The sequence below is a fragment of the Pantoea sp. KPR_PJ genome (genome assembly GCF_041386365.1).
Lineage (GTDB): Bacteria > Pseudomonadota > Gammaproteobacteria > Enterobacterales > Enterobacteriaceae > Pantoea.
The window spans coordinates 99,146-119,399 of the sequence record NZ_JABMIK010000004.1 but is presented as its reverse complement, the minus strand read 5'-3'; the positions used below and the strand labels follow the sequence as shown (position 1 = coordinate 119,399).

Here is a 20,254-nt window from a genome sequence, read left to right as displayed (position 1 = left end):
CATCATGATGGTTGATCTCTCAAACCTCCAGGCAGGCATTACCCTGATTCAGAACAGCGGCATCCAGCTGCTGGATGCTGGCGTCTCGCTGACCGCCTTTAACCCCTGCAGCGGACGCTTCGCTCGCCAGACGGCGAACGGGCCACTTTTACGCCTCGACTATCTCTCCGCCACGGACAAATATCAGCTTACGCACCCGCAAAGTCACGTCTCAGAGATTGTGAAGCCAGAAAGTCACTTCACCGCTGAAGAGTCGCTGACCCTGCTGAATAACTGCTGGCTGCCACTGCCGCTGCTACGGGCTTCGACCCGGCAGGCCGTCTCCGCCGGGCCTTTTAACTGGGCGAGAGTACAGTTCAACCGGCTGGCTACCCCGAATGCCGCTCATCATGATGTCCAGGTGACGCTGGCCTTTGATACTCAAACCGATCCAGACGGAGATGAAACAGCTGCCCTGGCCCCTTGCTGTGCGGATGTTCGCAACGGCACGCGGTTTCGTCTGGCGTGGCAGAATCATGAGCTTGCCGAGTTCCTCGATCAGACCTGGGTTGATGGCTGGCTGCGCGAAACCTTTACGCTCAGCGCGACCGCGCTGGGCTACAGCGAGGAGGCGAAAGCCCGTGCACTAAAATATTTCAGCTATCAGGCGCACTACCTCAATCTTCTGGAGTTGATGGGTGAGCAACTGACAGGGCTGGAGGTACGGCTGATCGGCGACGCAATTTCATCACGCGCGATCGACGTCGATCTGGTGCTTGATGTCGGCAACAGCCACACCGCCGGTATTTTGATGGAAGATCACGGGCTCAAAAACGAGGGGTTACGCCAGTGCACCGGTTTACAGTTGCGCGCATTCAGCGATCCCACCCTGATAAATGAACCGCTCTTCTCCAGCCGAATTACCTTCAGCGAGACGCACTTTGGCAATCCCTGTTACTCGGCAGAAAGCGGACGCGAGGCGGCCTTTGCCTGGCCCTCCCTGGTGCGCACAGGCAAAGAGGCGTGTCTGCTGGCGACGAAAAGCAACGGAAGCCAGGGTGCCAGTGGACTCTCAAGCGCACGACGCTATCTCTGGGATACCGCGCCTGCGGATGCGCCATGGTATTTCAGCGCGCTCAATGAGGCACGGCATGAGGCGAAGCCTGCTGTGGCGATGCCGCTAATGCGCCTGTTGAACAGCGAAGGCGTGCTGCTCTCCAGCCTGCCGGAAGAGGCGCGCCTGCCTGTTTTCTCTCCTCGCTACAGCCGTAGTTCGCTGATGACACTGATGCTGACCGAACTGCTGGCGCAGGCGCTAATGCAGATGAACAGCATCGCCTCGCGTTTGCGGATGGGACAGCGCGATACCGGTCGCCGACTGCGCTCGATTATTTTGACGCTGCCCTCAGCCATGCCGTTGCAGGAGCAGGCCCTGTTTCGTCAGCGCATGGAGGAGGCCGTGGCGCTTATCTGGAAAGCCAGAGGCTGGCATCCCCTGGATGCCGCGTTTCGCTATGCGGAGGCGGGATGCCAGAGCAGCCTGCCGCTGCCCGCTATTCACATAGACTGGGACGAGGCAACCTGCGGCCAGCTGGCGTGGCTCTATCACGAAGCCGTGCATCGCTATGGCGGGCGGGCCGCTCTGCTGCTGCGCACGCTGGCGCGCCCCGATCGCTTACCAGAAGCGCCTGCCGACGGCGAGCAGCGGTTACGTATCGCCTCGCTGGATATTGGCGGCGGTACGACAGATATGGCTATCGTGGAATACACCTGTGGCGATAGCCCAGCCACTCCGCCGGAAATCCGACCGTCATTGCTGTTTCGCGAGGGGTTTAAAATGGCCGGTGATGACATACTGCGTGATGTCATCCAGCAGCTGATTCTGCCCGCTGTCGATGCGCAGCTCCACCGCTACGGTGTTGCGGCAACCTCGCCGCTGATGGCACAGCTGTTTGGTGATGCGCCTGGCGCAGAGCGTGACGGCGCAATGCCGCAGCAGGTTGCGCTACAGATCCTGATCCCTCTGGGCGAGCAAATACTGGCGCAATGGCAACAGCGCGCGATGGTGTGCGGTGACGACGTGCTGGAAACCCGCTTCGCCTCGCTGCTGCCTGCACCACCGAGTGCGGGCGTCATAGCATGGATTAACGACTGCGTCCGCTGCGCTGCGCCAGCGGTCAGTGAAGCGTTTGATCTGCTGGCAACGCCGCTACATATCGACTTTGCCGCGCTCAATAAGGCGTTTATGACGGGACAGGTTGCCATCACCACGCCTCTGCGTGCCCTGTGTGAAGCCATCGCTTTTTACCACTGCGATCTTCTGCTGGTGGCTGGACGACCCGCCTCTCTGCCCGGCGTCCAGTCGCTGCTGCGTTCGCTGCAGCCTGTGCCGGCCAGCCGCATCCTCTCTCTTAACGATTACCGCGTCGAAACAGCGTGTCCGCTCAGCGACCAGGGTGCGCTGACCAATGCGAAGTCCACGGCAGCTATCGGGGCGATGCTCTATCGTCTGGCCACAGATCTTCGCCTGCCCGGCTTTCACTTTAATGCGGCAAAAATCAGACCTTATTCAACGATTCGCTTTATGGGCCCGCTGAGCAGTGGCAATACGCTTAGCGAAGCGCAGGTCTGGTATGGCCCGGAGCAGCTTGATGAGGGGAGCGCACCGCTTGATCCGACGCTCTGCTTCCCACTGCACGGTACCCTTCGCCTTGGTTTTCGCCAGTTAGCGAACGCCAGCTGGCCCGCTTCGCCGCTGTATGAGTTAAGTATTGTCGATAGTGAGCTTGCCCGGCAGGTGGCCTCCGGCAAAACGCTATGGGTGGCGTTACAGCGCGATGCGCAGAGTGGGACCTTCTCTCTGGGCAGCGTGCAGATGGAGGATGGTCGCGAAGTGGCACCGCAAAAACTGCGGCTCAGCTTAAACACATCAGGCGACGGGGGCAGTGCCACTGACCAGTACTGGATCGACAGCGGGAAAATTTATCCATGAATGCGTTATCAACCAAGCTTGCGGCCCTGACCCACTGGCTGCTCCATTCGCGCCACCATGCCCCACGACTGGAGGATGAGGCTGAGGCAATACTGGCGCAGCTTTCACGCCTGATGGGCTGCGCTCAGCGTATTGAAGCACTTGCGCATCAGCCGCTCGCCATCGGGATCTATGGACACGCCCTGGCCAGCAAAAAGGCGCTGTTGAAAACCTTGCTCAATCGCGCTGATGCTACACTCTGGTTGCGCTGTGGCGAGCGCAAGCTCGACTACTTCACCCATGTGCATCCGGCCTGGCATCAGTCCGACATCGCTGTTCGCTTTACTGCTCACACTCTGCCTGTTACGCAACACGCGCCGCTGCTGCTGTCGCTTTATCGTGAAGGTGAATTTGCGCAACGGCTGGCTGAGCAGGCGCACGTTCACCTGTTGCCAGAGGAGATGTGCAGCAGGCTGGAGGCGGTGCGGCCCCAGGCGATGCGCCAGCCGCTGCCGGGTATGAGCACGGTAGAGGCGATGGACATGCTTATTGCCTGCCAGCGTCACGCCCCTGCCCCTCTCTCTGCTGCACTGCTGATGGAGATGGCAGATCTGCTACCGCGCCTGCGCCAGGACGATCGGGCGCAGCTTCTCGCTCCGCTGTGGGGCAATGACGCCAGGCTTACGGCCGCCTGGCGACGGCATGCCGGGCTGCTGGCGCAGCTGGGAAACGTGACGCAGGTGCTGGCCGGTGAGAGCCTGCTGCTGAGCGAGACGATGTGCCGGTTTGCAGCACAGGCAGATGAGACCGCCGATCCCCAGCAGATAGCGATCTTTCCGCTATGCCATGACCAGCCGCTGGCTGCCCAATCGGTCAGGGTGGCGGATCTGGCGCACGCCTGTGCCGAGCTGACGCTGCAACACGACGAGCCGGATGGCTGTCCGGCAGACATTATTCAAATTCCTGCCCGCTGCCTCAGCGACTATGCCCGTCGTTTACTGCCCGATGCGCTGCTGGTGTGTCAGCCTGCCGACACGGCTGATGCCGCCCATGCCGTTGCGCAACAGCTGACGGCCTGGCTCAGCCTCACCGAGACCGTGCCGGCCACGCCGCGCCTGGTCTGGGCGCTTACCGCCGAGGACAGGCGCGGCGCTGCACAGCGTCAGAGTGACGAAAGCGTACAGCGCGTTCTTATGCGCACGGAGATTGCCTGGGGAGTGCTTCAGCTTGCTGACGGCGACGCACTTCAGCAAACCCGCGCCTGGCTAAAAGAGACGGTTAACCAGACAAACCGCCATCAGCGCTACCGTGCGCTACTGGAAACCTGCGAGCAAGATACCGAGGCCCTGTTTGCTCCCTTTCTTCCCCCAACGGCGGCGCAGCGCGCCGCACGCGCGCAGCAGATAAAGCACCTGGTTCAGCATCTGCAGCAGCATATCGATCGCCACGGCGATTTGCTGACGGCTCTGGATCTGCCGCCGGGATTACTGGCGCAGACTTATGCCCTCTTCCGACAGAAATCGCCTCTCTCACAGAAAGTCAGCGTGCCCGTTATCGATCTTTTTGCCGAGCCCCTTGAGGCGGTAAACCCGATCGGGGATAAACAGCCTGACCTGGCATCAGCGATCTACCGCGCCTGGATAGCACACCTGCGACAGCTTACGCCAGCCCATCCGCGTCTGAAGAGACTAAGCCTCTCCTCATCAAGGCTGCAACTGATGGTCGATCTGCTGATTAAGAGAAGCGTGCAGCGGGACTTATGCGCCCGTTTGCGTGAGCGACTGGCGGCTGGCGCCGGGTGCGACGAAGCCCAGATCGCCTGTGCGGCTGTCACAGTCAATGAATTTGTCACCTGGCTGGGGTATGCCGATACGCCAGCAGAGCGGCGCCCGCGAAGCAAAGTTGTGCTTTCAGACGCCATCTTTACCGCTTCAGCTGCCTGTGCGAGGCATGCCGATCGATTAACCCAGCTGGAGCCGCAGCCGCTGAGCCAGGGCCTGCGCTGGGCTTACGACTGGCTGGTTGCGCTTTATAGTCTGACACAGGAAACAGACAGCGACACTGACACCTTACGCGCTGAACGGTATCTCCCTGCACAGGCCACACTGGCAAGCAAGGATGCTGACGCCACTCCGGTAAACAGAGGCTGAAAAGCTGACTCAGCAAAGCAGGGATACCGCAAACAGAGGCCCTGCTCAGCCTCCCTCACAGGTTTTATGCCAGAGACTCGATTGCTCTCGCTTTTATTTTTATCCCACGCCGTTTAATACCCGTGAGCGGCATCTGCACATATTCTGCTCTGATACCTGATAACATTCAGCCACAGAAAAAAAATACCAGGCGTTTTTATTTAACATGCCTTTGCAAAAGCTCTCTATTATAAGCAAGCAGGCTGCATATCTGATATCAGCATGATTAACAACAAGATTATTTCTAAGGCCTCAGGCCATCAGTGGAAATACCGCCTGAAACAGCCGCTGACATCCTTATCCAGAACGGATATTTAATCCACTGATTTATCTATAAAAAAATACTCAATGGCAGGTAAGCGAACGTTATTCGCTGTTTAATGCCTCGCGAAAGCGGCGTAATAACGATAACTCTTGCCGGGTATTCACTATTTCATGCACTTTCCGTTTATCTTCCATTAAGATTTCAGGTGTTACTTTCCCTGCGTTATTAAACAGGCCCTTTTTCCATTTGCATTATTAGCAAACAGCTTCATTTGCATGAAGCATAACGTATGTTTGTAAAAAAAAACTCACTACATTCAGGTAAAAAAAATGCAGTCAATGCACGCTCAACACGATCAGGTTCAAAATATTAACGACCTCAACCTCTCTTATCTTTTGCTGGCGCAATCTCTGATTAAAGAGGATAAAGATGCGGCCCGCTTTCGTTTAGGTCTGACCGATCCTTTAATGAATAAATTAAAAAACCTTTCTGTATCGCAGTTGATTAAGCTGGCCTCAACAAATCAGCTTATTTGCCAGCTGCGTATTAACAGTGAAGCCGTGATCGATTTTTTGACGAAAGATTCACGTATTGATGCGCTACAGCGCGTTCATACCGGCATCATACTGTCAACGGATCTGCTTCATACCCTTACCGATTCCGACGGTTCAGAGTAGTGGCCATGTGATGAGCGACCAAAACATTCTCGATGAAATTAACGATATCCATATCGCCATGGCGCTTATTCGCGCCGGGGCGCGTATGCAGGTTTTAGAAAGCGAAACTGCACTCAGCCGCAGAAAACTGCTACGGCTGTATAAAGAGATAAACGGCTGCTCGCCAGCCAAGGGGATGTTACCTTTCTCACCTGACTGGTTTATGTCATGGGAGCAAAATATCCACTCTTCGCTTTTTTATAATATTTATCTTTATCTGCAAAGAACAGAAAAGAAGCGCCCAATAGAAACACTGCTAAAAGCCTACCGGCTTTATCGTGAACAGTGCCCATGCGAGCCAGATGAAAAACCCGTGCTGGAATTTACGCGTGCCTGGACGCTGCTGCGCTTTGTCGACTGTAATATGCTGGAACAGGTGACGTGCGCCAACTGTGGCGGAAACTTTATTTCTACTTCACGCTATACCAGCGCGCTGTTTACCTGCAGTTTGTGCCATCCCCCTTCCCGGGCCAGCAAGAAAGCGCGCTGAAGCATAAAGCCGCAGCGTGAAGTGCGAGGCATCTTGCGCTTTACTTTAATTTGCTGTTCCCCTCCTGCAGAGCAGGCATCCTGGCGGTATCGCGTGCGTCAAACGCTGGCGGGCAAGAAAGGTCTGCTCTTCTCACGCACAGAGCAGGCACTTGCTTATTGCACTGACCCTTTGTCACACAGACGTTTCAGGACCAACGCTTGCGCAACCTCCTGCCGAGGCTGATCGGCCTGGCAGAGCAAAACGCGTGCTCAGCGTAGGCTGTGAATTTGATCCTCTTCGCAAATCGGAATATTTATTTCTTCAAACCTTTCAGTCGAAATAAACATTTGATACACATGCAGCAGACCCGCGGTTGAAGCAGGATGACATGCCATCCGTAAACCGTTACAGAGGGCGGCTTTATCCCTGCCAGCGTGAAAGCGAGGCGGGGCCGATACGGCCGTTAACTCACTGAAAAAACAAGGGGGTATATTCGTCTCGATCTGACCTGCCCTGCGAGTGTGCAATCAGGCAGGATCGCCGATCGTGTTGCCTGCGCGCTGCGCCAGCCGCTGAGCCATGAAATGCCTCTTTTATCCGTTGTGCTGTCGACAGCCATTTTGCGCTCTCACTGCCTGCTAAAGCGGTCGCGGTTCACACCGCGCACAGGGCACAGGGCACAGGAAGCATCGGCAGCCTGACGGGCTGTTTAACGAAAACGCTAACGTTGAGCCTGGAGTAGAGAGATGAAAATTGCTTTTGATGTGGATGTCATCAGGGACATGGGCATTACGCGCATGGTGCATCAGGTGGCGGAATGGGGATACAAATATATTGAACAGTCGCCCCATCCGCAGATTAACCCCTTCTATAAGCATCCTAAAGCCAGCCGCGAAATTATGCGCGAATACAAGAATGCGCTGAACGCCACGGGTCTGGAGATCTCCTCTTTTATTACGGTCTATCGCTGGTCTGGCCCGGATGAGCTGCGCCGCCAGGCGGCGGTGAAGAACTGGAAGCGCATGATTGAGATTGCGGTTGAGATGGGCGTACAGGTGATTAATACCGAGCTTTCCGGTAACCCGAACGAGCCGGAGATCTGTGAAGAGATGTTTTACCGCTCAATGGAAGAGCTGCTGCCCATTTTTGAACGCGAGCATATCCGCGTCGAAATCCAGTCGCACCCGTGGGACTTCTGCGAAAACAGCAACGAAACCGCGGATATGGTGAAGTCGTTCCGCAGCGACAACGTGAAGTATATATACAGCGTGCCACACACCTTCTTCTACGATAATGGCAAAGGCGACGTCAGGCCAATGCTGGAGTATGCCGGTGACGATCTGTCACACGTGCTGATTGCCGATACCATGAACCACACCAAGCACTGCCGCTACATCGTTAACCCGCCGGGCGTGGATGCGACTATCCACCAGCATGTCGGCGTCGGCGAAGGCGAAGTCGACTTCGACACCCTGTTCCAGACGCTGCGCGAAATGGACTTTGCCAACCGCACGTTTAAAGTAGGCGGCGAGTCGATTATTGCCTCCGCACTGTTTGGCTATCCCGAAAAGATGAAGGTGCAGGCGGTCGAAACGCGCGAACTGATCGAGCGCGAGCTGCTGAGCCGCTAACGCTCCCGGCGGGGCTTCCTGACGACGCACGCCTGGGTGCGCGACAGGCAGGCGGCATCGGTAATCGCCTGCGCCTGGAAGCCAGGCAGAGGGGGGTATGCCAATCGCAGGCGGTGCAACAGGCGGCAGCATACTGCGCCCGTACATCGCCGGGGACGGATACCTTGCACGGCATCAGCCTTGCCCCTGCTGAACCAGACCGAATCTTTCTCACCCGAGTGCTGCCCGCGCAGCAGCGCCCCCTGACGCGCCTTCACGACCAGAACCACCAGCCCCCCGCCCGACGGGTCTGAACCGGCTTTTGCAACGGCTGGAAAAGGGCAGTGATTTTTCCACTTATGAAGATGGGCGCGTTGCTTTTATCCTCAATCGCTATCAGAGCGTCGATTAACGCCAGCAGGGTTAAACCGCAATTTTTCGCCCTGCTACACTCAAAAGCGTCGAGATCCACTCACATCAACAAGGCGAACCTTCACTATGTCGGAAAATAGCTATCAGCCCGCAACAGTCTGGAAATGGGAGCCGAACGCCAAAGGCAACGGTGCCGCAACCAATCGTCCGGTGTCAGGTGCAACGCATGAGAAAACGCTGCCGGTTGGCAAGCATCCGCTCCAGCTCTACTCGCTCGGCACGCCGAACGGTCAGAAAGTCACGATCCTGCTGGAGGAGCTGCTGGCGGTAGGCGTAAAAGAGGCTGAGTATGACGCTTGGCTGATTCGCATTGGCGACGGCGATCAGTTCGGCAGCGGCTTTGTTGATATTAACCCTAACAGCAAAATCCCGGCGCTGAGTGACCATTCGGTTACGCCGCCGCAGCGCGTGTTTGAGTCGGGTAATATTCTGCTTTATCTGGCGGAGAAGTTTGGACACTTCCTGCCGGACGATCGCGCGGGCCGCACTGAAGCGCTGAACTGGCTGTTCTGGCTGCAGGGCGCGGCTCCCTTCGTGGGCGGTGGCTTTGGCCACTTCTATCACTATGCCCCGGAAAAGATTGAGTACGCGATTAACCGCTATACGCTGGAGACCAAGCGCCTGCTCGACGTGCTGGATCGTCGTCTGGCAGAGAGCCGTTTCCTCGGTGGTGACGCTTATACCATTGCCGACATCGCAACCTGGCCGTGGTTTGGCGGTCTGGTGCTGAACAACCAGTACGGCGCGTCAGAATTTCTCGACGCCAAATCTTACAAAAACGTGGTGCGCTGGGCGCAGGAAATTGCAGAGCGTCCGGCGGTGATCCGGGGTCGCAAGGTAAACCGCGTAATGGGCGAACCGGCCGAACAGCTACATGAACGCCACGACGCATCCGATTTTGACACCAACACTGAAGACAAACGCCAGGCATAAAGGAACCGATAATGAGCGCATACGTCATTTTTATTCGCGATAAAATCACCAACCCTGAAGAGTTCGCTATCTACGGCGAAAAGGCGGGAAAGGCGCGCGGCGACCATCCTGTCAACCCTCTGGCGTTTTATGGCCAGCTGGAGACGCTGGAAGGGCCAGAAGCGGACGGCGTTGTCGTACTGGAATTCCCCTCTGTTGAAGCTGCACACGGCTGGTATGACAGCCCGGAATATCAGGAAGCCAAACAGCACCGCCTGAAAGGCGCAGAGTACCGCGTAGTGCTGGTGCAGGGCGTCGATAAGTAAAAGAGACGGGCGATATAAAAGAGAATGCCGTCGCTGTTAAGCGGCGGTTTTCTGCCAAAAGCACGATCGCAGTTTACGTTTACCCCGGGTGCAGCCGTTAATATGGCTATTCAGCCACCCTCTATTTTTCGCCTTCTCTTATTCTTCCTCCCCTCAAAAAATGCGCCTGCCGCTCTCTTAATATAGCGATATAAATAAAACTCCACAGCTATTCTCACTGTGGAGTTTTAAGAAAACCCTTTATTATTCAGGTAACGAAACGTTAAGATGACCCCTTAATTTTCCAGGAGGTAGTTCTGCAAGCGGGTCAGCACTGACTTATCATATCCATCAGGTTAATTTTATCGACAAATATAATAATCGCGCCTGAATGCAGGGGTTATTTTATTTATGCTTTCTGTTATACGAGTGTAACGCTACCGCTTGTGCCGTAATTCTGGCGGAAATCGGCTCCGTAAGCAGCAACAGTGTCTTTGCCCCACAGTGCGCCCATGACAGTTCCAACAATCGGGCCAACAATACTACCGAATACCAGACCGACAACCTGCGCAATCGGACCAAAGACCGCACTACGGCTGGCGCTGCCACCTACTGCTGCACCTGTTGCCAGGCCTTCAATGAAACCCCAGACTGCACCTTCTGCGGCATCACCCAGAGAGCTAACTATTGCTCCACCGCTTACTGTTTCCATTTCGATTTTAGATAACTCACGCATCATTTATTTCCTTAATTTAAATAACTACCGTTATAAAATCTTCATTAAAACAATGATAATGAAGAGTATGTGTACAATAACTCCAGTTAACTGGAATATTGTTTTCTGACATTGGCTGCATATGCTGCAACAGCATCCCTGCCGACCAGTGCACCCATGATAGCGCCGGCGACTGGACCGATAATCCCGCCTACAATGGCTCCTGCGCCTTGAGAGAGAATGCCAAGTACTGCGCTACGGCTCCCGCATCCACCTACGGTTACGCCTGTCAATAAGCCATCCAGTGCGCCCCAGACAATACCTTCAAAAAAAGCATTTACTTGATCGGCGGTTGCAGGCGCGGCTCCACTGACGCAGGCAACTTCACGTTTTTTTAATGCCCTCATTAGTTATTCCCGTCACTCTGGAATAAAAAGTTTTAATTCACCTGTTGGTGACGGAAATATTACCTTCCAGCTTTTATAAAAGAATTATAAAAACATCCATTTTTCATGGGTGGCGCAGGTAATCACCCTGTTTTTTTAATCGCTGATGCAGCATAAAAAAGGACGCCCGATGGCGTCCTGTGATCAACAGAGCTTACTGCTGTTTAATTGAGGTTAATGCGCGCTACGCTGTCTGGCCCCTTGCTGCTGTGATCCTTGTTGAATCCCTGTTTGATGGTGACATAGAGCGTCTGCCCATCTGGCGTGACCAGCAGGCTATTGGGATGCCCGTCAAATGACCAACTGTTTTTTACCGCACAGGTCGTGGCATCAAGCTGCAACACCTTCTGCGATTCGCGCTGGCTGATATAAATCTCATTGCGTTTGGCGTTGAACTTAATGCCCAGTGCATCACCGTCAATGCGCCTGATGACCTTGCCGCTGCGCTCGTCAAACACCAGTGTGGTTTTTGCCTTCGAGTTATCCGTCACAAACAGACGGCCTGTGGCGGGATCTTCTGCCATGTTCAACAGCAGATAGGTTTTGTCATCGCCAGGGGTTAACCGCTTTTCGATCTTATGGCTGCGCGGGTTGATCACCAGGATCTCCCCTCCGCCGTTCGCGGCGTAGAGGCGATCGGTCACCGGTGAATAGATAATACCTGTCACCCATTTGCCGGCATTTTTGATGCGCGTTTTCAGCTTCATGCTCTGCGCGTCCACCACCCAGATCACGCCGGGATCGCCCACACCGCCGATATAGAGCCGATCGTCATGCAGGAAGATCTCGCGTGCGCCATAGGGATACCCCTCTTTATTACGCTCGCTGAACAGCGTACGGGCCAGCACCTTACCTTTCACCGGATCGATCTTCGACACGCCGCCGTCCAGCGAGTTGGTGACGTAGAGCACGCTGCCGTCGCGGTTCATGGTCATGCCGAAGTTTTTCAGATCGGTGTAGCCTTTGCCGGTCGTCTCCAGCGTGTCGGGATCGAGGCGATAGATCACGCCGCCGCTGACATCTTTAAAGGCGTCGGCGCTGGCAACATAGAGCGCTTTGGCTCCCGGCACATAGGCCATCTCATACAGGCCAAAGCCGATTTCACGCTGCTTGAGCTGAGTTGCGGCAGGCTGGGCGGCGGCGGCCGGCGCGGTGGCGTTCTTTGCCGGAGTCTGACAGGCCGTCAGGCCAAAAGCAGCGACCACCGCCAGGGCAAGCGCGGCGTTACGCGAACGGAAAAAAGACTTCATGCATGACTCCCTTTAAGAAAACGATCGCCAACGCCCGGCCTCGCCGCAGCGCTCAGCAATGAAAAAGAATGAGAATAATAAGCATTAACAGTCAGAGTGTAAATGTTCGCCTTGCCGCAGCGCTGTTCAGGCCGCCTGCTGCAGCCACGCCTGTAAAAAATCGACAAAGGCCATAATGCGTGCTGGCAGCTGACGCTGCGCCTGCCATACAGCGTAGATATCGCCGTCAGGTGCCTGCCATTCGGGCAGGACATGCAACAGGTCACCGCGTTCAATGGCATGCTCCGCATCCCACCAGGAGCGCAGCAGCATACCGTGCCCATCCAGTGCCATGCGCATCGCCACTTCACCGTCGTTGGTCAGCAGACTACCGCGCACCTTCTGGCTGGCGCTCTCGCCATTTTTCACAAAGCGCCACAGGGTAAAGTCCCCTTCGTGCTGACGCAGCAAGATGCAGTTATGCTGGGCCAGCGCGGAGATAGTGGCAGGCAAGCCACAGCGCGCCGCATAGCCCGGTGAACAGCAAAGAATGCGTGGATTGGCGCGCAACCGACGCGCCACCAGCCGGGAATCAGGGGGTTCGCCGACGCGCACGTCGATGTCGATACGGGCATCCAGAAAATTGAGCGGCTGGCTGCTGAGCTGGAGCGAAATCGCCAGTTCAGGATGCAATGCGGCAAACGCCGATACGCAGGGCGCAACGTGGCGACGGCCAAAGCCAAAAGAGGCATTGATATTGAGCGTGCCACGCAGCACCTCGGTCTGGCTGCTGACCGCCTCCTCCAGCGCCGCCAGCTGATCGAGCAGCGGACGTGCGCCCTCAAAATAGCGCCGCCCTTCAGCCGTCAACTCCAGCCGCCGCGTGGTGCGCCTGAGCAGCTGTACCCCCAGCCGCCGCTCCAGCTGGCTGAGCCGCTTACTCACTGCCGCCAGCGACAGCCCGAGATCGCGTGCCGCCGCCGTCAGGCTGCCGAGCGTGGCAATACGTACAAAAAAGGCGAGATCGTCGGTGGAGGTGCGTGATTCTCTACTTTGATTCAACATTGGCTTGCGTTTCAGGCTAATTATCTCCCGGAGAGGCAAGGTTATACTGCGCGAACCATTCAGACATCAACCCTGTGAGGCGCCCTGTGGCAGACAACATTCATCGTATTGCGGTTATCCCCGGCGACGGTATTGGTAAAGAGGTGATGCCGGAAGGCATTCGCGTGATGAACGCGGCGGCGGAAAAATTTGGTCTTGCGCTGCACTGGGAATGGTTTGACTTTGCCAGCGCGGAATACTGGCAGCAGCACGGCAAAATGCTGCCCGATGGCTGGTTTGCGCTGCTTAAAACGTTTGATGCAATCTATTTTGGCGCGGTGGGCTGGCCGGAGGTGGTGCCGGATCACGTCTCGCTGTGGGGATCGTTGCTACAGTTCCGCCGCGAGTTTGACCAGTATGTTAACCTGCGCCCGGTGCGCCTGATGCCCGGCGTCAAAGCGCCGCTGGCAAACCGTCAGCCGGGTGATATCGACTTTTACGTCGTGCGGGAAAATACCGAGGGTGAATATTCCAGCGTCGGCGGCACGATGTTCCCCGGCACCGAGCGCGAAGTGGTGATCCAGGAGACGGTGATGACGCGCACCGGCGTCGATCGCATCCTGAAATTTGCCTACGAGCTGGCCAGCCGCCGCCCGAAAAAACATCTTACCTCTGCGACGAAATCAAACGGCATTGCTATCACAATGCCTTACTGGGACCAGCGGGTGGAGGCGATGGGTGAGCACTATCCCGACGTCCGGGTCGACAAGTACCATATCGATATTCTGACCGCTCACTTTGTGCTGCATCCCGACTGGTTTGACGTGGTGGTCGCCAGCAACCTGTTTGGTGACATTCTTTCCGATTTGGGTCCAGCCTGTACTGGTACTATTGGCATCGCGCCCTCCGCGAATATCAACCCGGACCGTACCTTTCCCAGCCTGTTCGAACCGGTGCATGGCTCTGCGCCCGACATCGCCGGAAAAGGGGTGGCTAATCCTGTCGGCCAGATCTGGTGCGGCGCAATGATGCTGGAGCATTTAGGGTATAAAGCGGCGGGTGACGCGGTGCTCGACGCCATTGAACGCACGCTGGCGCAGGGCACGTGCCTGACGCGCGATCTGGGCGGCCAGGCGTCAACGGCCGCGCTGGGCGCGGCGATTGCGGCCGCGCTCAGCGCCTAGATTACCGTATCAGGTGCGGCGAGCCAGCGTCAGCGCACCGCTCAGCGCATCGCCCTGCGGAGGCGTCAGCGCCTGCTGCAAGCGTTCCGGCAGATAAGGCGCGATGGGCTGTGCCAGGCCGCCCATCAGGGCCAGCTTGCCAGGCTGACGCGCCAGCAGCGGCTGTACCATCAGTGCAATCTCTTCGGCGGTCTGTTGCACCAGCGCGAGGCCATGCAGATCGCCCTGCCGGGCTGCGGCAAAGACCTCGGGTACCACGCTGCCCCACTCCGCCGTCGTCGCCCGCTGTGACCAGAGCAGCAGTGTTTCAGCGTCGCAGGCGAACCGGCTCATCAGCCGCTGCGTTAAGGGCGAGGCCGCCAGCACCCCCTCGTGCGCCAGCAGCGCCAGCCGCAGCGCATGTCGCCCCAGAATCGCGCCCGATCCTGAATCGGAGAGGGCAAACCCCCAGCCGCCAAGCAGCGTAAAGGTATCGCCATCCCAGCAGGCCCCCTGGCTGCCGGTGCCCACGATAAAGACCGCGCCCGGCGCGCCGCCGTGTGCGCCGACACAGGCGATCTCAACGTCAGTCACCACGCGCAGTGAGGCGCATTCGGGCTGCCAGCGGGTAAGACGTTGCTGTACCGAAGGCACATTTGCTCCCGCCAGCCCGGCAACAATATGGATCTGCGCTGCCGCGATCTGTGCCTCGCTTGCCACCCGGGCAATAAGCCGGTTAAGTTCGCCGATAGCCGCATCCCAGGCGGCAAAGACATTCGCCGGCCCGCCTTCAATTTGAAGCAGCGTCGTGCCCTGGGCATCAGCCAGTCGTGCACGGCAGCGCGTGCCGCCACCGTCAATGCCGAGATAATAAATCGTCATAGCTGAGGCTCATTTTCCAGTTTCTGACGCTTGCGGAGATGCGGAAACAGCACCATCCACAATCCCACTACTACCAGAGTGCCAACCCCGCCAATCGCCGCAGCGGGCACCGCGCCAAACCAGGCGGCCAGCATGCCAGACTCAAACTCACCGAGCTGATTAGAGGTATTGATAAAGATGGCGTTCACCGCATTGACCCGGCCGCGCATGTCGTCAGGCGTATCAAGCTGTACCAGCGAGCCGCGGATCACCATACTCACCATATCGAATCCGCCGAGCGCGGCCAGCGCCAGCAGCGACAGCCAGAGCTGAGTAGAAAGCGCAAACACCAGCGTGGCGATGCCAAAGCCCGCTACCGAGCCAAACATGATCATACCAACATGTTTTTCCAGCTTGTGACGGCTGAGCCAGAGACCGACCAGCAGGGCACCTACCGATGGCGCGCCGCGCAGCAGGCCGAGCCCCCAGGGGCCGGTATGAAGAATGTCCTGAGCAAAAATAGGCAGCAGCGCCGTCGCCCCGCCGAGCAGCACGGCAAACAGATCGAGCGAGATGACGCCCAGCACGTCTTTTCGCTCGCGGATAAAGCGCACCCCGGCGAACAGGTTAGGCAGATTCATGGGCAGGCGCGTCTGGGGTGGGCGTTCATAGCGTAAACGGGCCACCAGGCAGATCGACAGCAGATAGAAGGCAGCGGAAACGCCATAAACGATGTCGGGCCCTGCCACGTAGAGCAGACCGCCCAGCGTTGGGCCAACAATCACCGCCGCCTGGCTGCCGACTGAAGTTGAAGCCATGGCGCGCGCAAGAATAGTGGGCGGCACCAGCGAGGGCAGCATTGAGGTAATGGCGGGCCACTCCAGCGCTTTCGCCACGGAAATCAGAAACACCAGTCCCCAGATTTCAACTCTTCCCGCCCAGTGGAACAGCGTTAATATCACCAGCGCCACCAGCGCGGCACATTCGATTAGCTGTCCCAGCAGGACAATGCGACGACGGTCAAACTGATCGGCCAGATGTCCGGCGGGCAGTGCCAGCAGCACCGACGGCAGGAACTGCATCAGCCCAATCATGCCCAGCGCCATGGCACTGTTGGTCAGCGCGTAAATCTGCCAGCTGATGGCGACGGAGAACATCTGAAACCCAAAAGATGAACAGGTGCGTGCCAGCCAGAACGCGACAAACGCCCGATGTTTTAACAGCGACTCATCCGCTGCCGGTGCCGTAGAATCCATATTGTATCCCGTTGAGTCTGTGTGCTGATCCACGTCATAGCGTGGACCTTTTTTTGTTCGCAAAGGCGAACAGGCAGCACAGCCTGCTTGATTTCTCATCGTCTGGCAATGTCGGCATGTGCTTTACCCGGGATGCAAAAGCCAGTGAGAATAGCGGGTTTATTCCTCTCATTTTGCTGAGGCTTTATTTCCAGACAGGCAGAATTAGTACCAGTACATTATTAAAAGATTCATTACCAATACACATTAATATGCGCTCGTACGGCACACAAAAAAGGTGACGACTTTATTAATTCCGTTTTATATTGAGTCCAGCCGTAACCTTAGCGTTACCTTAACAAACCCTTTTAATTTTGTTCGACTTGTCTTTTAACCAGAGATGCATGGAAAATAGCTTGTACAATCCATATGTTACTGAAAAAATTTTTTGTCCGGCAGGTTCGCTGCTTGGCTTTTGCTATTCAAAGCCACACCGGCCGGATACAACAGAGGAAATTAATAATAAGGCTGATATAGTTGCATGGACAAATTACTATGCCAATGAAGCAGCACTAATCATTATTCCCCTTCAGCGGCAACAGATTAAACAAATCATTGCCGCACCCGATCAATATCCATTCTGGCAGCGGTCGCAGGTGCGCCTGGCGATTAACTATGAGATTTTCAAGGAATGTCGCCATGCCCTGGCTGAGTTAACAAACCGTTTCAGCTTCTGGCTGGATGATTTTGCCCCGCCTGGCGCAGACTGGCGGCTAATTGACGCCTTTCCCTTCACCGGCATCGTGCTGAACGAAGATTTCTTTAAGGCTAATTATCAAAAATTCACGTTCCCCTTTTTATTATCTTCGTTTGCTGAAAAAGAAATAAAGGTTATTGTCCGCAGCCGCCAGCCTGCCCCGCCCGGTGACGTCATGAAAGCGTTAAATATTGCCGGCTGGCAGCAACCCCACGTCAGCAGCCTCTTTAGCTGAAGCACCGATGAAAAACCCATACGCTGACGTTATGAGCGCAGCCTTTGCGTCGTAGCGCAGCGTAACCCTCATAAAATGTCGAGTTATTTACACGGTTAAGAGCAAAGCGCCAAAAAAAACAAACCTCTTAACGTTTTTGCTATAAAATTTAACTCACATGGATGGCGATGCTTACCGGAAGAGCACTATTGAACACCTGCTTTCTAACGTACTTTATGAAGTGAAAACAACCTAACACGTTGTTTTCTGTGTTTTTATGGCAAAAAACGAGGTCGACATTATGGGGAAAAGTTCCTCATCTTATGGCGTAATTCGTTTCCTGACGGTGCTGTTCGCATTCCTGACGGGCGCGTTTATGCTGATTGGCGGTGGTTGGTTAGCCGCCATTGGAGGTTCCTGGTACTACGTTATCGGTGGTGTGGTTATGCTTATCACCGCCTATCTGCTTTCCCGTCGCAAAAGCACCGCGCTGGTCCTTTACGCTCTGCTGCTGATTGGCACCCTGATCTGGGGCGTATGGGAAGTTGGTACTGACTTCTGGGCGCTTGCGCCACGTACTGATGTGCTGGTGATCTTCGGTGTCTGGCTGATCCTGCCTTTTGTTTACCGTAGCGTAAACGCAGGCAGCAAAGCGGCACTGGGAACCATGGCTGTTGCGCTGATCGCCAGCGCTATCGTACTGGCCTATGCGGTCTTTAACGACCCGCAAACGCTGGACGGCAAGCTGCCGGAAAGTGCGCAGAATGCGCCGCAGGCTCAGCCGCTGAGCAACATTGATGATGCCGACTGGCCCGCCTACGCGCGTGACCAGCAGGGCACCCGCTTCTCACCGCTGAAGCAGATCAATGAAGAGAACGTCAAGAACCTGCAGGTTGCCTGGCAGTTCCAGACTGGCGATCTCAAAACCCCGAACGATCCGGGTGAAATCACTGACGAAGTGACCCCGATTAAGATCCGCGACACGCTCTATCTCTGCTCGCCGCACCAGATCCTGTTTGCGCTGGATGCCACCACCGGTAAGCAAAAATGGAAATTTGATCCAGGTCTGAAGCCGAACCCGACCTTCCAGCATATTACCTGTCGTGGTGTCTCTTACCATGAGGTGCCTGCTGCGGCCGATGCGGCCAACAGCCAGCCTGCTCTCTGCTCACGTCGCATCTACCTGCCGGTAAATGATGGCCGCCTGTTCGCACTGGATGCCGAAACCGGCGAGCGTTGTCCGTCATTTGGCAACAACGGTGAGCTGGATCTGCAGCACAAACAGCCGGTGACCACGCCGGGTCAGTATGAGCCGACTTCACCGCCGGTGATTACCGATACCACTATCGTGATGGCAGGTGCCGTTACCGATAACTACTCAACCCGCGAGCCGTCAGGCGCTATCCGTGGCTTTGATGTTAATACCGGTAAACTGCTGTGGGTCTTCGATCCGGGCGCGAAAGATCCTAACGCGATTCCGGCTGATGAACACACCTTTACCATGAACTCGCCGAACTCCTGGGCTCCGGCAGTTTACGATCCGAAACTGGATATCGTTTACCTGCCAATGGGCGTCTCTACCCCGGACATCTGGGGCGGTAACCGCACGCCAGAACAGGAGCGCTATGCGAGCAGCGTACTGGCTCTGAACGCGACCACCGGTAAGCTGGTATGGTCCTATCAGACCGTTCACCACGACCTGTGGGATATGGACCTGCCGTCCCAGCCGACGCTGGCCGACATCACCGACAAAGACGGCAACACCGTTCCGGTGATCTATGCACCGGCGAAAACCGGTAACATCTTTGTGCTGGACCGTCGTACCGGTAAACCGGTTGTTCCTGCCCCGGAAACGCCGGTTCCACAAGGCGCGGCGAAAGGTGACCATGTTACCGCTACCCAACCTTACTCTGAGCTGACCTTCCGTCCGAAGCAGAACCTGACCGACAAAGACATGTGGGGTGCAACCCTGTATGACCAGCTGGTGTGCCGCGTTATCTTCAAGCGTCTGCGCTATGAAGGTCCGTTCACGCCGCCGTCCGAGCAGGGCACCCTGGTATTCCCGGGTAACCTGGGCATGTTCGAATGGGGCGGTATTGCGGTCGATCCACATCGTCAGATCGCGATTGCTAACCCGATGGCGCTGCCGTTTGTTTCTAAACTGGTTCCGCGCGGTCCGGGCAACCCGATTGAGCCACCAGAAGGCGCAAGCGGTGGTTCAGGCACCGAAACCGGTATCCAGCCGCAGTACGGCGTACCGTTCGGCGTTGAGCTGAACCCGTTCCTGTCACCCTTTGGTCTGCCGTGTAAGCAACCGGCATGGGGCTATGTCTCTGCCGTTGACCTGAAAACCAACGAAGTGGTCTGGAAGAAACGCATCGGCACCACGCGCGACAGCGCGCCGGTTCCGCTGCCGTTTAAAATGGGTATGCCAATGCTGGGCGGCCCGATCGCGACCGCAGGCAAAGTCTTCTTCATCGGTGCAACCGCAGATAACTATCTGCGTGCGTTCAGCACGGAAACCGGTGAGCAGCTGTGGCAGGCGCGTCTGCCTGCTGGCGGCCAGGCAACACCGATGACCTACGAAGCGAATGGCAAGCAGTATGTTGTTATCGCCGCTGGGGGTCACGGTTCGTTTGGCACCAAACTGGGCGACTACGTGGTTGCCTATGCGCTGCCTGACGAGAAATAAGCCTCTCTGGCAATAATAAAAAAGCGGACTCCGGTCCGCTTTTTTTT

16 protein-coding genes are annotated in these 20,254 nt (G+C 56.4%); 10 read left to right on the top strand and 6 right to left on the bottom strand.

The features are described 5' to 3' along the window. Nucleotides 1-4 precede the first annotated feature (4 nt). From HP564_RS11050 to HP564_RS11020, 7 genes are all read left to right on the top strand, one after another. The gene (locus tag HP564_RS11050; RefSeq protein WP_371242936.1) at nt 5-2,971 is read left to right on the top strand and encodes a virulence factor SrfB; all 2,967 of its coding nucleotides are present in this window, start codon (nt 5-7) and stop codon (nt 2,969-2,971) included. Next, nucleotides 2,968-5,100, top strand: coding sequence for a virulence factor SrfC family protein (locus HP564_RS11045; RefSeq protein ID WP_371242935.1), 2,133 nt, complete (start codon nt 2,968-2,970; stop codon nt 5,098-5,100). Before HP564_RS11050 ends, HP564_RS11045 begins: the two co-directional genes overlap by 4 nt. Before the next feature lie 642 nt (nt 5,101-5,742). Beyond that, a complete protein-coding gene (gene flhD, locus HP564_RS11040; protein ID WP_371243350.1) occupies nt 5,743-6,081 on the top strand; it encodes a flagellar transcriptional regulator FlhD in 339 nt (112 codons plus the stop codon). 10 nt (nt 6,082-6,091) lie between these two features. After that, nucleotides 6,092-6,610 carry a flagellar transcriptional regulator FlhC gene (gene flhC, locus HP564_RS11035; RefSeq protein ID WP_371242934.1) on the top strand — a complete coding sequence of 173 codons (519 nt, stop codon included), beginning with the start codon at nt 6,092-6,094 and terminating at the stop codon, nt 6,608-6,610. Between the two features lie 728 nt (nt 6,611-7,338). Next, nucleotides 7,339-8,223, top strand: a complete 885-nt coding sequence (locus HP564_RS11030; RefSeq protein ID WP_371242932.1) for a sugar phosphate isomerase/epimerase family protein — start codon at nt 7,339-7,341, stop codon at nt 8,221-8,223. Between the two features lie 477 nt (nt 8,224-8,700). Further along, nucleotides 8,701-9,567 (top strand): glutathione-dependent disulfide-bond oxidoreductase, encoded by an 867-nt coding sequence (gene yghU, locus HP564_RS11025; RefSeq protein WP_371242930.1) that lies wholly within the window; start codon nt 8,701-8,703, stop codon nt 9,565-9,567. Between the two features lie 11 nt (nt 9,568-9,578). Continuing rightward, complete coding sequence (locus HP564_RS11020) at nt 9,579-9,872, top strand: DUF1330 domain-containing protein (protein WP_371242929.1); 294 nt, start codon at nt 9,579-9,581, stop codon at nt 9,870-9,872. A 400-nt stretch (nt 9,873-10,272) separates the two neighbouring features. Here HP564_RS11020 and HP564_RS11015 read toward each other — a convergent pair whose 3' ends face one another. The 4 genes from HP564_RS11015 to HP564_RS11000 all read right to left on the bottom strand — a co-directional run bounded on the left by HP564_RS11015 (nt 10,273) and on the right by HP564_RS11000 (nt 13,306). Further along, on the bottom strand, nt 10,273-10,590 hold the full coding sequence (locus HP564_RS11015) for a hypothetical protein (RefSeq protein WP_371242927.1): 318 nt from the start codon (nt 10,588-10,590) through the stop codon (nt 10,273-10,275). Between the two features lie 83 nt (nt 10,591-10,673). Continuing rightward, a complete protein-coding gene (locus HP564_RS11010; protein ID WP_371242925.1) occupies nt 10,674-10,973 on the bottom strand; it encodes a hypothetical protein in 300 nt (99 codons plus the stop codon). 203 nt (nt 10,974-11,176) lie between these two features. Continuing rightward, nucleotides 11,177-12,262, bottom strand: coding sequence for a YncE family protein (locus HP564_RS11005; protein WP_371242924.1), 1,086 nt, complete (start codon nt 12,260-12,262; stop codon nt 11,177-11,179). A 126-nt stretch (nt 12,263-12,388) separates the two neighbouring features. Continuing rightward, nucleotides 12,389-13,306: a LysR family transcriptional regulator gene (locus tag HP564_RS11000; RefSeq protein ID WP_371242923.1), complete on the bottom strand. Its 918-nt coding sequence runs from the start codon at nt 13,304-13,306 to the stop codon at nt 12,389-12,391. An 86-nt stretch (nt 13,307-13,392) separates the two neighbouring features. On the opposite strand from HP564_RS11000, the gene HP564_RS10995 reads away from it, so the two are divergent. After that, a complete protein-coding gene (locus HP564_RS10995; protein ID WP_371242921.1) occupies nt 13,393-14,469 on the top strand; it encodes a tartrate dehydrogenase in 1,077 nt (358 codons plus the stop codon). Nucleotides 14,470-14,478: 9 nt separating this feature from the next. On the opposite strand, the gene HP564_RS10990 is transcribed toward HP564_RS10995, so the two are convergent. Then, entirely contained in the window at nt 14,479-15,330 is an 852-nt protein-coding gene (locus HP564_RS10990) for a BadF/BadG/BcrA/BcrD ATPase family protein (protein WP_371242919.1), read from the bottom strand. Beyond that, a complete protein-coding gene (locus HP564_RS10985) occupies nt 15,327-16,565 on the bottom strand; it encodes an MFS transporter (protein WP_371242918.1) in 1,239 nt (412 codons plus the stop codon). The genes HP564_RS10990 and HP564_RS10985 overlap by 4 nt, the downstream gene beginning before the upstream one ends. A 383-nt stretch (nt 16,566-16,948) precedes the next feature. Here HP564_RS10985 and HP564_RS10980 point away from each other — a divergent pair, with 383 nt between their 5' ends. Further along, the gene (locus HP564_RS10980; RefSeq protein WP_371242916.1) at nt 16,949-17,536 is read left to right on the top strand and encodes a hypothetical protein; all 588 of its coding nucleotides are present in this window, start codon (nt 16,949-16,951) and stop codon (nt 17,534-17,536) included. A gap of 280 nt (nt 17,537-17,816) precedes the next feature. After that, nucleotides 17,817-20,207 carry a glucose/quinate/shikimate family membrane-bound PQQ-dependent dehydrogenase gene (locus tag HP564_RS10975; RefSeq protein WP_371243348.1) on the top strand — a complete coding sequence of 797 codons (2,391 nt, stop codon included), beginning with the start codon at nt 17,817-17,819 and terminating at the stop codon, nt 20,205-20,207. Nucleotides 20,208-20,254 lie beyond the last annotated feature (47 nt).

Coding starts and splice junctions, on each gene's coding strand:
- HP564_RS11000 (WP_371242923.1), bottom strand. CDS start 13,306: ATGTTGAATCAAAGTAGAGAATCACGCACCTCCACCGACGATCTCGCC.
- HP564_RS10975 (WP_371243348.1), top strand. CDS start 17,817: ATGGGGAAAAGTTCCTCATCTTATGGCGTAATTCGTTTCCTGACGGTG.
- HP564_RS11020 (WP_371242929.1), top strand. CDS start 9,579: ATGAGCGCATACGTCATTTTTATTCGCGATAAAATCACCAACCCTGAA.
- HP564_RS10980 (WP_371242916.1), top strand. CDS start 16,949: ATGGAAAATAGCTTGTACAATCCATATGTTACTGAAAAAATTTTTTGT.
- flhD (WP_371243350.1), top strand. CDS start 5,743: ATGCACGCTCAACACGATCAGGTTCAAAATATTAACGACCTCAACCTC.
- HP564_RS11005 (WP_371242924.1), bottom strand. CDS start 12,262: ATGAAGTCTTTTTTCCGTTCGCGTAACGCCGCGCTTGCCCTGGCGGTG.
- HP564_RS11015 (WP_371242927.1), bottom strand. CDS start 10,590: ATGATGCGTGAGTTATCTAAAATCGAAATGGAAACAGTAAGCGGTGGA.
- HP564_RS11045 (WP_371242935.1), top strand. CDS start 2,968: ATGAATGCGTTATCAACCAAGCTTGCGGCCCTGACCCACTGGCTGCTC.
- flhC (WP_371242934.1), top strand. CDS start 6,092: ATGAGCGACCAAAACATTCTCGATGAAATTAACGATATCCATATCGCC.
- HP564_RS11050 (WP_371242936.1), top strand. CDS start 5: ATGATGGTTGATCTCTCAAACCTCCAGGCAGGCATTACCCTGATTCAG.
- HP564_RS11010 (WP_371242925.1), bottom strand. CDS start 10,973: ATGAGGGCATTAAAAAAACGTGAAGTTGCCTGCGTCAGTGGAGCCGCG.
- yghU (WP_371242930.1), top strand. CDS start 8,701: ATGTCGGAAAATAGCTATCAGCCCGCAACAGTCTGGAAATGGGAGCCG.
- HP564_RS11030 (WP_371242932.1), top strand. CDS start 7,339: ATGAAAATTGCTTTTGATGTGGATGTCATCAGGGACATGGGCATTACG.
- HP564_RS10985 (WP_371242918.1), bottom strand. CDS start 16,565: ATGGATTCTACGGCACCGGCAGCGGATGAGTCGCTGTTAAAACATCGG.
- HP564_RS10990 (WP_371242919.1), bottom strand. CDS start 15,330: ATGACGATTTATTATCTCGGCATTGACGGTGGCGGCACGCGCTGCCGT.